Below are 12,980 nucleotides of genomic sequence, written 5' to 3'. Positions count from 1 at the left end.
AGCAGAACGGGCGGTTACCTCAAGTACAAAAAATTCAAGCAACTTTTTTTGTACTTTTTTAGATAGTTTACAGTGTGTTATCTTCATTTTTAAAGGGTAACATAACTGCCAATCTAATACAGCCCCTAAATTAAATATAGCCAATAAGTATATATAAAGACCGTCTGAACTTCAGACGGCCTTTATATTTAAAATAACCTATCAATAAAAACAGTTATTTTTTCTTACGCTGTGGCGGTAAATCGGTACAAGTACCTAATGCAACCTCAGCAGCCAACCCGACGGTTTCACCTAAAGTAGGATGAGGATGGATGGTTTTACCAATATCCGCGGCATCACATCCCATCTCAATAGCCAAACAGATTTCGCCGATCATGTCGCCTGCATTCGGGCCGACAATACCGCCACCGATAATCATGCCGCTTGCTTCGTCAAAAATCAGCTTGGTGAAACCTTGATCACAACCGTTGGCAATGGCACGGCCTGATGCTGCCCATGGGAAATTGGCTTTGGTAATTTTCAGGCCTTGCTCTTTGGCAACACTTTCCGTTATACCAACCCAAGCGACTTCCGGAGAGGTATAAGCAACACCTGGAATTACACGGGCATCGAAATAAGCTTTATGGCCTGCACAGTTTTCAGCAGCCACATGGCCTTCATGTACAGCCTTGTGCGCCAACATCGGTTGACCGACAATATCGCCAATCGCGTAAATATGCGGCACATTAGTACGCATTTGTTTGTCGACTTCGATAAAACCGCGATCCGTTACGGCAACACCGGCTTTTTCCGCACCAATCAATTTACCGTTAGGCGCACGACCAGCCGCTACCAATACGGCATCATAGCGAACCGGCTCTTTAGGCGCGTTGGTACCTTCGAAGCTGACATAAATACCGTCTTCTTTGGCATCAACCGCTACGGTTTTAGTATTGAGCATAATGTTATCGAAACGGTATTCGTTCAACTTCTGCCAAACTTTAACCAAATCACGATCAGCCCCTTGCATCAGGCCGTCCATCATTTCGACAACATCCAAGCGCGTCCCTAAAGTGCTGTATACAGTACCCATTTCCAAGCCGATAATACCGCCGCCGATAATCAGCATTTTTCCGGGAACTTCGCGTAATTCCAAAGCACCGCTAGAATCGATGATACGAGGGTCTTTCGGAATAAAGGGAAGATTCATTACACGGCTACCGGCTGCGATAATACAATTTTTAAAAGCAACGGTTTTCTTCTCGCCGGTTTCTACTGCCTGCTCATATTTTTCACTGTTGGTCAGTGCTACTTCAATATGGTTGGCACCGACAAATTGGCCATTGCCTTGAATCACATCCACTTTTCGGGCTTTTGCCATGCCGCTCAAGCCAGTGGTGAGCTTACCGATTACTTTTTCCTTGTAAGCACGCAGCATATCGATATCCAACTCCGGCTCCGGATATTTAATGCCGTTCGCAGCCAAATGACGTACTTCATCGATTACGGCGGCATTGTGTAACAACGCTTTAGAAGGAATACAGCCGACATTCAGGCAGACACCGCCCAAAGTGTTGTAGCGTTCGATAAGGGCAACTTTCAAGCCTTCATCAGCCGCCGCAAATGCCGCCGAATAACCGCCGGGGCCGCCGCCCAAAACAACAACATCGTATTCAGCATCGGCTGAACCGGCAAATTGTGCGGCTTGCGGTGCCGGTGAGGCGGTAATTGGTTGTTCAACAGCTGCCGGAGCGGCTTTTTCTTCGGCTTTAGGCGCAGCCGTTTCGACTCCTGCCGCTTCAAGCACGGCAATCACGCCGCCTTCGGAAATTTTGTCGCCTACTTTTACTTTAACTTCTTTCACTACACCTGCCACATCAGCCGGCACATCCATGGTGGCTTTGTCGGTTTCCAAAGTAATCAAGGTGTCTTCGAGAGCAACCGTGTCACCGGCTTTGATTTCCACGGCAATAATATCTACATTTTCGTGGCCGCCGATATCGGGTACTTTTAATTCAATCAAACTCATGTTTTACCTTTCGGACAAGCGGTATAAACCACTTGAAATCGGTATTCAGACGGCCCTACCTTCAAATAAGGCCGTCTGAATGATCCTTGTTATACCAATACGCGGCGGAAATCTTTCAACAGGCTCGCCAGGAATACTGTGAAACGCATACCGGCCGCACCGTCGATAACGCGGTGATCGAACGACAGGCTCAACGGGCACATCAAGCGCGGTTCGAAAGCGGATCCGTTCCATACTGGTTTGATTTGCGATTTGCACACACCCAAAATAGCGACTTCGGGAGCGTTTACAATCGGAGTGAACCCTGTTCCGCCGATACCGCCCAAGCTGGAAATAGTAAAGCACGCACCTTGCATTTCCTGTGGTTTGAGCTTGCCTTCGCGTGCTTTTTTCGACAATTCGGTCAACTCTTGAGAAATTTCTTTCAAGCCTTTTTTATCGACATCTTTAATCACGGGAACAACCAAACCGTTTGGCGTATCAGCCGCAAAACCGATGTTGTAGTATTTCTTCAGAACAAGATTATCGCCGTCCAGCGAAGAGTTAAACTCGGGGAAAGCTTTCAATGCAGTTACGGAAGCTTTAATGATAAATGCCAAGGGCGACATCTTAATGCCTTCGCGCTCCCACTCTTTATTCAGCTGCTTGCGGAACTCTTCCAGCTCGGTCATATCCGCATCTTCGTTCACGGTAACATGGGGAATAACCACCCAGTTGCGGGAAAGATTCTGGCCGGAAATTTTCTTAATACGGCTAAGTTCTTTGACTTCGATTTCGCCGAATTTACTGAAATCCACTTTCGGCCACGGCAGCAGATCCAAACCTCCGCCCAAAGATGCAGCTGCGGCAACCGGTGCGCCTTTTCCGGCGCCACCCTGCATGGCTGCTTTAACAAAAGCTTTGATGTCTTCGCCGATAATGCGGCCCTTTAAGCCGCTACCGCTGACCAAGCTCAGATCTACGCCGAGCTCGCGCGCCAGTTTGCGGGCCGACGGACCGGCATGTGCTTTGGCAAATGCCGCTTCGTTAACAGGCGTATTGCCAAAAGCAGCTTTGGGAGCTACCTCCGCCGAAGTTGCAGCGGGAGCCGCAACAGATACGGGAGCCTTAGATAAGGGAGCCTTTGATGCTTCGGCAACAGATGCAGAGGCAACCGCTTGAGGAGCAGGCGCTGCCGCACCTTCAGCTTCGAGTTCGATAATCACAGTGCCTTGCGATACTTTGTCGCCTACTTTGATGAAAACGGCTTTCACAACACCAGCAGCCGTGCTGGGCACATCCATAGTGGCTTTGTCGGTTTCCAATGTAATCAAAGTGTCGTCAGCCGATATGGTATCGCCTACTTTTACTTCAACGGCAATCACATCGACATTTTCATGACCGCCGATATCGGGTACTTCTACTTTAACAGTAGATGCAGGCGTATTAGCCTGTGCGGCAGGCACTGTGGCAGGCGCCGGTTCAGGGGCTTTCGGCTGCTCTTCAACTTTTTCTACAGCTTGGGTTTCAGCTGTATCCCCGGCGACAGCTTCTACGGTAACGATAACGTTTCCTTCAGAAACTTTGTCACCTACGTTTACTTTCACTTCTTTCACCACTCCTGCGGTATCAGAAGGTACATCCATAGTGGCTTTGTCGGTTTCGAGGGTAATCAGGGTATCATCTGCGGCAATGGTGTCGCCAACCTTAACGGCTACATCGATCACATCGACATTTTCATGACCGCCGATATCGGGTACTTTGATTTCTACGATTTGGCTCATCGTGCTTTCCTTTAACAGCAGCAAGCTTATTTGGCTTGCATACCGGTTTATTTGTTAAAACGATCTGATTTCAGGCTGTTTTCAGACGGCCTCATTAAAAGGAAAAGGCTGTCTGAAAATTATGCGTTTTAGCGCTTCCAGCTCGGTGCGGTATCGGTTTTGATACCGTATTTTTCAATCGCTTGTTGTACGGTTTCTTTGCTGACTTTGCCTTGTTCGGCTAAAGCGTTCAATGCTGCAACGGCAACATGGCGGCTGTCTACTTCGAAGAAATCACGCAAGTTGGCGCGTGAATCACTGCGGCCGAAACCATCGGTACCCAAAACATAGTAATCATTCGGGATATAAGCGCGTACGCGATCGGCAAAGCTACGGATGTAGTCGGTAGATGCGATTACCGGACCTTCGTGTCCTTTCAGCTGTTGGGTCACGAACGGTACTTGTTGATCTGCCAACGGATTGAGACGGTTGAAGCGCTCGGCCTCAATGGCATCGCGGTACAGCAGATTGAACGAAGGCACCGACCAAATATCGGCATCTACGCCGAAATCGTTTTTCAGCAATTCGGCACCTTTGATTACTTCATTCAGAATCACGCCGGAGCCCATCAACTGTACTTTCTTATCACCGTTACCGCCGGCTTTAAGCAGGTACATACCTTTGAGGATTTGCTCTTCGATACCTTCGCGTTGAGGCAAGGCAGGATGTGCGTAGTTTTCGTTCATCAACGTGATGTAGTAGAACACATCTTGGTTTTCTACATACATACGGCGCAAACCGTCTTGGATAATCACGGCCAACTCATAAGAGTAAGTCGGATCGTAAGAAATACAGTTCGGAATCAGATCAGCTTGAATGTGGCTGTGTCCGTCTTCGTGCTGCAAACCTTCGCCGTTCAAGGTCGTACGGCCTGCAGTACCACCCAACAGGAAGCCCCGTGCGTGCATATCGCCTGCCGCCCAAGCCAAGTCGCCGACACGTTGGAAACCAAACATTGAATAATAAATATAGAACGGAATCATGGCGAAATGGTTGTTGGCATAGCTGGTTGCCGCGGCAATCCAGTCAGCCATTGCGCCCGGTTCGTTAATACCTTCCTGCAAAATCTGACCATCAACCGATTCTTTATAGAACATCAGCTGGTCTTTGTCTTGCGGGGTGTATTGCTGGCCTTTCGGGTTCCAAATACCGTATTGGCGGAACATACCTTCCATACCGAAAGTGCGGCTTTCATCAGGTACGATCGGTACGATGCGTTTACCGATTTGTTTGTCTTTCAAAAGGGTGCTCAGAATACGCACAAACGCCATGGTAGTGGAGAACTCACGGTCGCCGCTGGCTTGAAGTTGTGCATCGAATGCGTCCAGCGAAGGTACAGGCAATGCTTCGGTATTCGGATTACGCTGAGGCAGATAACCGCCCAATGAATTGCGGCGTTCGCGCAGATAGCGCATTTCTTCGCTGTCTTCAGGGAAACGGTAGTAAGGAATGTTGCCGCTTTCGATTTGCTCGTCAGTTACCGGAATGTCAAAACGGGTACGGAATTGTTTCAGCGATTCGGTATCCATTTTTTTGGCTTGGTGTGCAACGTTTTGACCTTCTCCGGCATGTCCCATACCGTAACCTTTAATGGTTTTGGCCAAGATCACGGTCGGACGGCCGTCGGGGTTGTTCACGGCTTCGTAATAAGCTGCATATACTTTGTGAGGATCATGACCACCACGGTTCAACGCCCAAATTTCAGCGTCGGACATATTCGCCACCATGGCTTTCAAACTCGGGGTGTTGAAGAAGTGCTCGCGCACGTAGGCACCGTCTTTGGATTTATAAGTCTGGTAGTCGCCGTCCAAGCATTCATCCATACGGGCTTTGAGTTCGTTATCGGTATCACGCGCCAAAAGAGCATCCCAGCGGCTGCCCCAAATCACTTTCAATACGTTCCAGCCGGCACCGCGGAAGTTGCCTTCCAACTCTTGAATGATTTTGCCGTTACCGCGTACGGGGCCGTCAAGGCGTTGTAAGTTACAGTTGATCACGAAAATCAGGTTGTCCAAACCTTCACGGGCAGCCAATGCGATAGCACCTTGGCTTTCCGGTTCGTCCATCTCGCCGTCGCCGCAGAATACCCACACTTTACGCCCTTTGGTTTTGCTCAAGCCACGCGAATCCAAATATTTCAGGAAGCGCGCTTGATAAATCGCCATCAGGGGGCCTAAGCCCATAGACACGGTGGGGAACTGCCAGAAGTCAGGCATCAAATGGGGGTGCGGGTAAGAAGACAAACCCTTGCCGTCTACCTCCTGGCGGAAGTTATCCAACTGCTCTTCAGTGAGGCGGCCTTCTACGAAGGCACGGGCGTAAATGCCGGGTGCAGAATGGCCTTGAACGAAAATCATATCGCCTTCAACATCATCACCTTTGGCACGCCAGAAATGGTTGAAACCTACATCATAAAGTGTAGCGGCGGATTGGAACGAAGCGATATGGCCGCCTAATTCCAAATCTTTTTTACCGGCACGCAACACCATAGCGGCGGCATTCCAACGGATAATCGAACGAATTCGGTGTTCCAGCTCCTGATTGCCGGGTGATTTTTGCTCTTTGCCGACCGGAATGGTATTCAAGTAGGCGGTAGTGGCGTCGAATGGCAAGTGTACACCGCGACGACGGGTATATTTCACCAGGTTTTCCAGCAGGAAATGGGCGCGCTCGGTGCCTTCGTTTTCCAAAACGGAACTCAGCGCGTCAAGCCACTCCTGGGTTTCAATCGGATCAATGTCATGAACATCGTTGGTTTGGGTAGACATGATTATCCCTTCAGTTGATGAGTTATGGATGCGGCAGCTCAAACACTACCGCTCATTTTCGTTTGTGAACTGCAACCGAACATTTCTACTGGCGGACGGCTGCTCTCGGGGTGCTGCATCAGAATAGCGAAACCATCACTCAGCTGCAAAACTCCATGTTTTCAAAAACATCTGAATATAGCAGCCGCAATAACGGCAATATGATTGCAAATCGTATCAGCAAACTGTAATTCTGGCAAATATACTGCTGATAAAATCTATAAAAAAGTATCTTTTTAATCATTAATTTGTGAATTATTTTCACTTTTCAACAACCAGAATCTAAATTCTCTTTTATATTTTTCTAAATAGAAAATAATTTTCACACATTTTGAACATTACAACCCATAAAAAAGCGTCTGGATTGGAGTTAAGGCTCAAATTGTTAAAACGGGTAAATAAAAATAGCCAAAACGAATTACCGACCTTATTAAGCCCTCTCTAAAATACAGTCTTAATTTGAATATTTCCAAAAATAAATGCCGTCTGAAAACATTCAGACGGCATTGTTTGTCATTCGGAATCCAGAATTTCTGCTGTTTATCCTTCTTGATGGCGATTACGGCGGCGTATCAATATCCTAACCGCACCGTCATTTCCTTTGTGCGGTTCGGCATAAGCCAATACATCAGGGTGAGCCATCAACCAGCGGCGTACCAGCATTTTCAAACGCGGTTTATAACCCGACGAACCCAAACCGCTGCCGTGCACAATTTCACCGCACACACCGCGGGCAGCTAAAAATTCAATAAACTCATTCAATACTTGTTGGGCCTCTTCCTGTGTATAGCCGTGTAAATCGACATCGGCAACTACGGGCCAATGCCCGCTTTGCAAGCGGCGGATATCATTTTTTCCCTGTCCGTTTTTACTGAATGTTGGCGGCACATCGTCTTCGTATAAACTGTCGCCCACATAAAAATAATCTTCTTGGGATAAACCTGTATCCTGCTTCTGGCGGGGCTTGATCGGGCTAGTATCGCGCGGGGGCATATAACGGTTGGTGTTTTTTAAAGGAACTACCCCACCGCCGACAGCCTGGGCAAAACTTATTTCTTCAGCCGCTTTGCGCTTTGCCTCTGCCTCAACTTTTGCACGTTCTTCAGCTGCCTGCTTGGCTTGTTTGCCCAATTGCTTTAATGCTTCTTGAAAATCTTGAACCATGATTATTTCCAAATCCAAACAATTATATTATTTCAGACGGCATCTGAATTTAAAGGCCGTCTGAAACGATATTAGCTTCTCTATATTATTCAGTATTATTTATTTATGCTGCAATAATCACGCACATCGGCAAGTACATACCTGCCAAAGTCTTTATCTTCGATCATAGCTGCAATTCTTTCTACGGTTTGCCGCGGCCCGACCAAACTACCCTCTGTTTTTAAAGCTTCAAAGTACGGCCTCATTGGAAAACTCGACTCATCGGCGCTACGAATTTGCGCCTGCATATCGGTATCCACTACGCCGGGGGCAATACTGGCAATCCGCACATTTTCATGCTGTTCTGCCGCTACACACAATGCATGATGATCAAGTGCGGCCTTGGTTGCCCCATATACGCTCCATCCCGGATACGGCTTACGCCCAGCTCCGCTGCTGATATGGATAATTTTTAATGCGCGGCCATTTGTTGCCCGTATCATCATATTGCTCAAAATTAAAGGCGCGGTAATGTTTAAGCCTACCGCCGCGGCAATCTCCATATCATTTTGCCGGCCTAACAATGCATTAGGCAAAACTGTAGCCGCATTATTAATCAAAATGACTTCGGACGCATTTGCGGTAAATTCCGCCAATACGGGTTGTTGGCAAAAATTTTGCAAAGCCGCCGTATCACTTAAATCCAAACTGATTTGCTGTATATTTTCCATCAAATCTGCTGATTTTCTGCGGGCAATACCCAAGACAGCCGCGCCTTTTTCCGCATAATAAGTAGCCAATGCCTTACCTAATCCACTGCTATGACCGCTGATAATTACTTTTTGCGTCATATTCATACCCTAATATTTTAGGGGCAATATTTTACGCTTTCACTCCATTTTCACCAAATTGGTATATATCCAATGCTTTTATAATTGCCCGATTCGGCGTAAGCTACACCTTTTCTTTTATTTTATTTATCGTTTTTATGAATGCTTTATTGAAATTCAGCCAGTTTGTCGGCCGCACTTTTGCAGTATGGGCCGCTTTATTTGCTTTAATCGGTTTCCTCTTTCCCGAAACATTTAAATGGGCTTTACCTTATATTCCGTGGCTATTGGGCATTATTATGTTTGGTATGGGCATGACGCTCTCTCCTGCCGATTTCAAAATTCTCGGCCAACACCCCAAAGCTGTTTTAATCGGCGTAGCTGCCCAATTCATAATCATGCCATTGGTGGCTTATGCGCTTGCGGTAGGTCTGGATCTACCTGCAGAAATTGCTATCGGGGTGATTTTGGTTGGTTCTTGTCCCGGCGGTACCGCTTCTAACGTAATTACCTATTTGGCACGCGGTAATGTTGCGCTTTCGGTAGCCGTTACTTCGGTTTCCACATTATTGGCTCCGATATTGACACCTGCGGTGTTTTACTTATTAGCTAATCAATGGCTGGAAATTTCAGCCACATCTATGTTTGTATCGATTCTCCAAATCGTATTGCTGCCTATTGTTTTAGGGCTTTTGGCACATATGCTTCTGAAAAAACAAACAGAAGCCGCCAACGGCTTGCTTCCTTTGGTTTCGGTGCTTTCTATCGTTTTGATTATCGGTGCAATTATCGGCGCCAGTAAGCCTAAAATTATCGAAAGCGGCTTATTGATTTTTGCTGTAGTAGTATTACATAACGGTATCGGTTACCTGCTCGGTTTTTTAACCGCAAAGCTGTGCAAATTACCTTATGATGCCCAGAAAACCCTTTCCATCGAAGTCGGCATGCAAAACTCAGGCTTGGGCGCCGCACTGGCTGCAGCCTATTTCACCCCTCTGGCAGCAGTTCCCAGTGCCTTATTCAGCGTATGGCATAATATTTCCGGCTCTCTGCTGGCTTCATATTGGGCGCGTAAGGCCGATGACAAATCATCCTCATAAAAAGTATCTTGCATGAAAACAATGCCGTCTGAAAATTCAGACGGCATTGTTCATTAAAATATAATATTAATTTTAACGCTTTTTCAGCAACACGCCGCTTTCGATATGGTGGGTAAACGGAAACTGATCAAATAAAGCCATGCGTTCGATAGTATGCGTAGCATTCAGTTTCACCAAATTATCATGCAAGGTTTCAGGATTGCAGGATATATAAATCACATTCTCAAATTGTGCGACCAATTTTAAAGTTTCATCATCCACACCGGCTCTCGGCGGATCAACAAAAATCGTTGAAAACTCATAATCAGCTAATGCGATACCTTGTTCCTGCAACCGGCGGAATGCACGGTTACCCGTATACGCCTCGGTAAACTCTTCGGCAGAAAACCTTACGATCTGCACATTATCGCAATCATTGGCCTGAATATTCCATAAGGCCGCATTTACCGAAGTTTTCGACACTTCGGTTGCTAATACATGCTTGAATCGGGTTGCCAAAGGCAAAGTGAAATTACCGTTTCCACAATAAAGCTCCAGCATATCTCCACCCAAGCCTTCGGCACAATCACAAGCCCATGCCAGCATTTTTTGACATACTTCCGCATTCGGTTGCGTAAAACCGCCTTCCAGCTGACGATAAACAAATACGTGCTCTCCCACTTGCAGACGCTCGGTAACAAAATCTTGAGTTAAGATTACTTTTTGCCCTCTGCTTCGGCCGATAATCCATATACCAAGCTCTTCTTGCAAAGCCCGCGCGGCTGCTAGCCATTCTTCATCAAGCTTTTTATGGTAAATCATCGTAAGCAGCATTTCGCCACTTAAAGTCGCTAAAAACTCAACCGCATACCAACGATTTTTCAGTACAGGATTATCGGTCACAGCAGCCATCAATCTAGGCATCATGTCATTAATACTACTGTGTGCGGTATCAAATTGATCGCAACGGATTAAAGATGCGCCGCCTGCTTTCTTACCCGGTTCAAACATCGCATAGAAACACACCTCCCCCTCGTGCCATACTCTGAATTCTGCACGCATACGATAGTATTTTGAGGGTGATTCAAACACCTCCAATTCGGGAGTTGCCAAATCCTCAAATAATTTTCGAATATATTCTTTTTTTTCTGCTAGTTGCTGCTGATAAGAAATACCTACCATAAAATTTCCATATTCTTTTTTCCGGCTGCGATTATACGGAAATCACTGTTTGTTGTCGCCACTACTAACTAAGAAGCGCTCTTATCCATTACAAATAAGGCCGTCTGAAAAATCAAATAGCCCAATACTGGCCACAAAAATTAAGAATACTACCTAGAAAAATAAATTATTTTAAAATTCAAATTTTTATTTAAAAATCATAAAAAAATTTCGCTGAATTGATTGACACTTTTTTTATCAACGCTATAATGCGTGCTTCTTCCCCGATAGCTCAGTCGGTAGAGCGACGGACTGTTAATCCGCAGGTCCCTGGTTCGAGCCCAGGTCGGGGAGCCAAATTTTAAAATTTTAAAAGCCCAAACAATCGTTTGGGCTTTTTTATTTTTTAACTATCATTTAACTTCTGCTCCTCTATTTGGCTTAATCCATTCAAGCCGTCTGCCCAGTTTGGCCGGATATTCTTCCATATGACGAAAGCATCTAAAAAATATCCCTATCTTTGAAACATCTACAGCGTTAGATATTATGCAAAAAAGCTCACCGATGTGGAAAAGCAATTTGCTACTAGCTAATTAACTAAGCGTTAACCACTTCTCCTGCGGATATAAAAAAGCAACCTTATGGCTGCTTTTTATTAGTTTCTATACCCTACTGATTTATCTCATTGATGAGATAACCCACATTATTCGGTTAAAAATTAACCGGTTAAGATTTTCTTTTCACATTTAGGTAGCAACCGTATACAAAGTCGGGGCATAAACCATTTCTTAAATAAATCAAAAGTTTTGATAGGCAATACTTAGTTTTCTTCATTGTAGATTTTTAATTTTCACCCGAATACTTGGCCAAACAAAGCAGCTGATCCAACAGCTGCCAAAACCGTAGGCAGCATACCGAAATATCGTGCTGTACAGAGCGTTACCGCCATAGCAGCTAATTCATGCGGTTTATCGGTCACGAAATAAGGCGCTATTACGGCTATTAGTACACAGCCCGGAGCCGCATCTAAAACTGCTGCCGCTTTCGGGCTCAGAGAACGGTTTCTCAAAGCAAAAAAACCGATCAAGCGCGTAGTGTACGTAACCGCCAGCATGCCCAATATGGTTATCAACGAATCAAGCGATATCATGACGGTTCCGCCCAAAAGTAAGCTGCCGCCAACCCGGCAACCGCTCCTGCCGGCACGTACCAAATGCCGTCTGAAAAACGATAAATAAAAGCCGCAACCAAGAGGCTAACCAACCATGGGCGGGCTGCATACCAGCCTTTCCATATGCCTTTTAGCAACACTAAAAATACGGCGGGAAAAGCCATTGCAAACCCCCATGACGCAATATTGCCAAGCGAGGGACCTATGGCGGTACCCAGCGTGGTAAAGATGATCCATACCACGTACAGGGCTATACTCACCCCCCAATAATAAAATAGGCTGAAAGCAGGCAAACCGGCGGCCTTTCGGCGGGTGATATCTGCAAAAGCCATAGCCCAACTTTCATCAGTCATGACAAACAATAACGGCAATACTTTTTTCATCGGCATATGGCGGATATAAGGAGCCAATGCAGCACCCATCAAAATATGCCGGGTATTAATCATAAAGGTAACGGCCAAAATCAATACAATCGGTAATGGGTGCTGCCACAAGCCTACCGCAGCGAATTCCGAGCCTCCGGCAAAATTCAAGCCTGCCATCAATGGCATTTCCACTATGGTCATTCCTTTTTGACCACCTTGTACCCCCAAAATCAATGCAAACGGCAAGATGCCTACCAATATCGGCAAGCAGTCTTTCATTCCTCTGAAAAATTCACTCCGAGGGGAGTCCGGTTGATTTATCCGCACCATAGCTTAAAACGGTTTAAAAAGATAAAGTATAAATGAAATATCCTGATGCCGACACAAAGAGACATCCGATATCTTTTCGACTCAAAAACTTTTTAGATAGTTAACCTCTTTACCGATCCGATAGTTTGGCATGAGGTGCCCAAGCAACACTTACGGGCTATATCCGCCCAATCGAATCGAAATTTAATTCTCAATATTTACAATGAACTGATTATAAAACCTATTTCTTTACATTTTAGCTGTTTGTGTTACCGAAAATTAAGGAGTAGATTAATTCTACTTGA

At 45.9% G+C, this 12,980-nt stretch carries 9 protein-coding genes, 1 tRNA gene and 1 pseudogene; 2 read left to right on the top strand and 9 right to left on the bottom strand.

All coding sequences use genetic code 11. The features are described 5' to 3' along the window. From ACEPPX_RS05585 to ACEPPX_RS05560, 6 genes and pseudogenes are all read right to left on the bottom strand, one after another. Positions 1 to 87: pseudogene (locus tag ACEPPX_RS05585) on the bottom strand (IS1595 family transposase); the annotation flags it as partial. Between the two features lie 127 nt (positions 88 to 214). Then, the gene (lpdA, locus tag ACEPPX_RS05580) at positions 215 to 2,008 is read right to left on the bottom strand and encodes a dihydrolipoyl dehydrogenase (protein WP_416623257.1); all 1,794 of its coding nucleotides are present in this window, start codon (positions 2,006 to 2,008) and stop codon (positions 215 to 217) included. Between the two features lie 89 nt (positions 2,009 to 2,097). Then, positions 2,098 to 3,771, bottom strand: coding sequence for a dihydrolipoyllysine-residue acetyltransferase (gene aceF, locus ACEPPX_RS05575; protein WP_416623256.1), 1,674 nt, complete (start codon positions 3,769 to 3,771; stop codon positions 2,098 to 2,100). A 128-nt stretch (positions 3,772 to 3,899) separates the two neighbouring features. Further along, positions 3,900 to 6,578 carry a pyruvate dehydrogenase (acetyl-transferring), homodimeric type gene (gene aceE / locus ACEPPX_RS05570; RefSeq protein WP_416623255.1) on the bottom strand — a complete coding sequence of 893 codons (2,679 nt, stop codon included), beginning with the start codon at positions 6,576 to 6,578 and terminating at the stop codon, positions 3,900 to 3,902. 579 nt (positions 6,579 to 7,157) lie between these two features. Further along, positions 7,158 to 7,781, bottom strand: a complete 624-nt coding sequence (locus ACEPPX_RS05565) for a Smr/MutS family protein (protein WP_416623254.1) — start codon at positions 7,779 to 7,781, stop codon at positions 7,158 to 7,160. A 95-nt stretch (positions 7,782 to 7,876) separates the two neighbouring features. Next, positions 7,877 to 8,611 carry an SDR family NAD(P)-dependent oxidoreductase gene (locus ACEPPX_RS05560; protein WP_416623253.1) on the bottom strand — a complete coding sequence of 245 codons (735 nt, stop codon included), beginning with the start codon at positions 8,609 to 8,611 and terminating at the stop codon, positions 7,877 to 7,879. A 137-nt stretch (positions 8,612 to 8,748) separates the two neighbouring features. On the opposite strand from ACEPPX_RS05560, the gene ACEPPX_RS05555 reads away from it, so the two are divergent. Beyond that, complete coding sequence (locus ACEPPX_RS05555) at positions 8,749 to 9,690, top strand: bile acid:sodium symporter family protein (protein ID WP_047761338.1); 942 nt, start codon at positions 8,749 to 8,751, stop codon at positions 9,688 to 9,690. A 72-nt stretch (positions 9,691 to 9,762) separates the two neighbouring features. Here the strand turns inward: ACEPPX_RS05555 and trmA are convergent, their stop codons facing one another. Next, complete coding sequence (gene trmA, locus ACEPPX_RS05550; RefSeq protein WP_416623252.1) at positions 9,763 to 10,851, bottom strand: tRNA (uridine(54)-C5)-methyltransferase TrmA; 1,089 nt, start codon at positions 10,849 to 10,851, stop codon at positions 9,763 to 9,765. A gap of 260 nt (positions 10,852 to 11,111) precedes the next feature. Between trmA and ACEPPX_RS05545 the strand changes: the two genes are divergently transcribed. Next, positions 11,112 to 11,187 (top strand) — tRNA-Asn (locus tag ACEPPX_RS05545). A gap of 493 nt (positions 11,188 to 11,680) precedes the next feature. On the opposite strand, the gene ACEPPX_RS05540 is transcribed toward ACEPPX_RS05545, so the two are convergent. Both ACEPPX_RS05540 and ACEPPX_RS05535 read right to left on the bottom strand, forming a co-directional pair. Further along, entirely contained in the window at positions 11,681 to 11,980 is a 300-nt protein-coding gene (locus ACEPPX_RS05540) for an AzlD family protein (protein ID WP_047761336.1), read from the bottom strand. Continuing rightward, a complete protein-coding gene (locus ACEPPX_RS05535; RefSeq protein WP_416623264.1) occupies positions 11,977 to 12,687 on the bottom strand; it encodes an AzlC family ABC transporter permease in 711 nt (236 codons plus the stop codon). The genes ACEPPX_RS05540 and ACEPPX_RS05535 overlap by 4 nt, the downstream gene beginning before the upstream one ends. Between the last annotated feature and the right edge of the window lie 293 nt (positions 12,688 to 12,980).

It is taken from the genome of Neisseria sp. S1 (genome assembly GCF_048060015.1).
In the GTDB taxonomy this organism is placed as follows: Bacteria; Pseudomonadota; Gammaproteobacteria; order Burkholderiales; family Neisseriaceae; genus Neisseria; species Neisseria arctica.
This window is presented reverse-complemented; position numbering and strand designations above follow the sequence as displayed.

Excerpts from the sequence above, each read along its gene's own strand:
- lpdA (WP_416623257.1), bottom strand. The coding sequence starts at position 2,008 with ATGAGTTTGATTGAATTAAAAGTACCCGATATCGGCGGCCACGAAAAT.
- aceF (WP_416623256.1), bottom strand. The coding sequence starts at position 3,771 with ATGAGCCAAATCGTAGAAATCAAAGTACCCGATATCGGCGGTCATGAA.
- aceE (WP_416623255.1), bottom strand. The coding sequence starts at position 6,578 with ATGTCTACCCAAACCAACGATGTTCATGACATTGATCCGATTGAAACC.
- ACEPPX_RS05565 (WP_416623254.1), bottom strand. The coding sequence starts at position 7,781 with ATGGTTCAAGATTTTCAAGAAGCATTAAAGCAATTGGGCAAACAAGCC.
- ACEPPX_RS05560 (WP_416623253.1), bottom strand. The coding sequence starts at position 8,611 with ATGACGCAAAAAGTAATTATCAGCGGTCATAGCAGTGGATTAGGTAAG.
- ACEPPX_RS05555 (WP_047761338.1), top strand. The coding sequence starts at position 8,749 with ATGAATGCTTTATTGAAATTCAGCCAGTTTGTCGGCCGCACTTTTGCA.
- trmA (WP_416623252.1), bottom strand. The coding sequence starts at position 10,851 with ATGGTAGGTATTTCTTATCAGCAGCAACTAGCAGAAAAAAAAGAATAT.
- ACEPPX_RS05540 (WP_047761336.1), bottom strand. The coding sequence starts at position 11,980 with ATGATATCGCTTGATTCGTTGATAACCATATTGGGCATGCTGGCGGTT.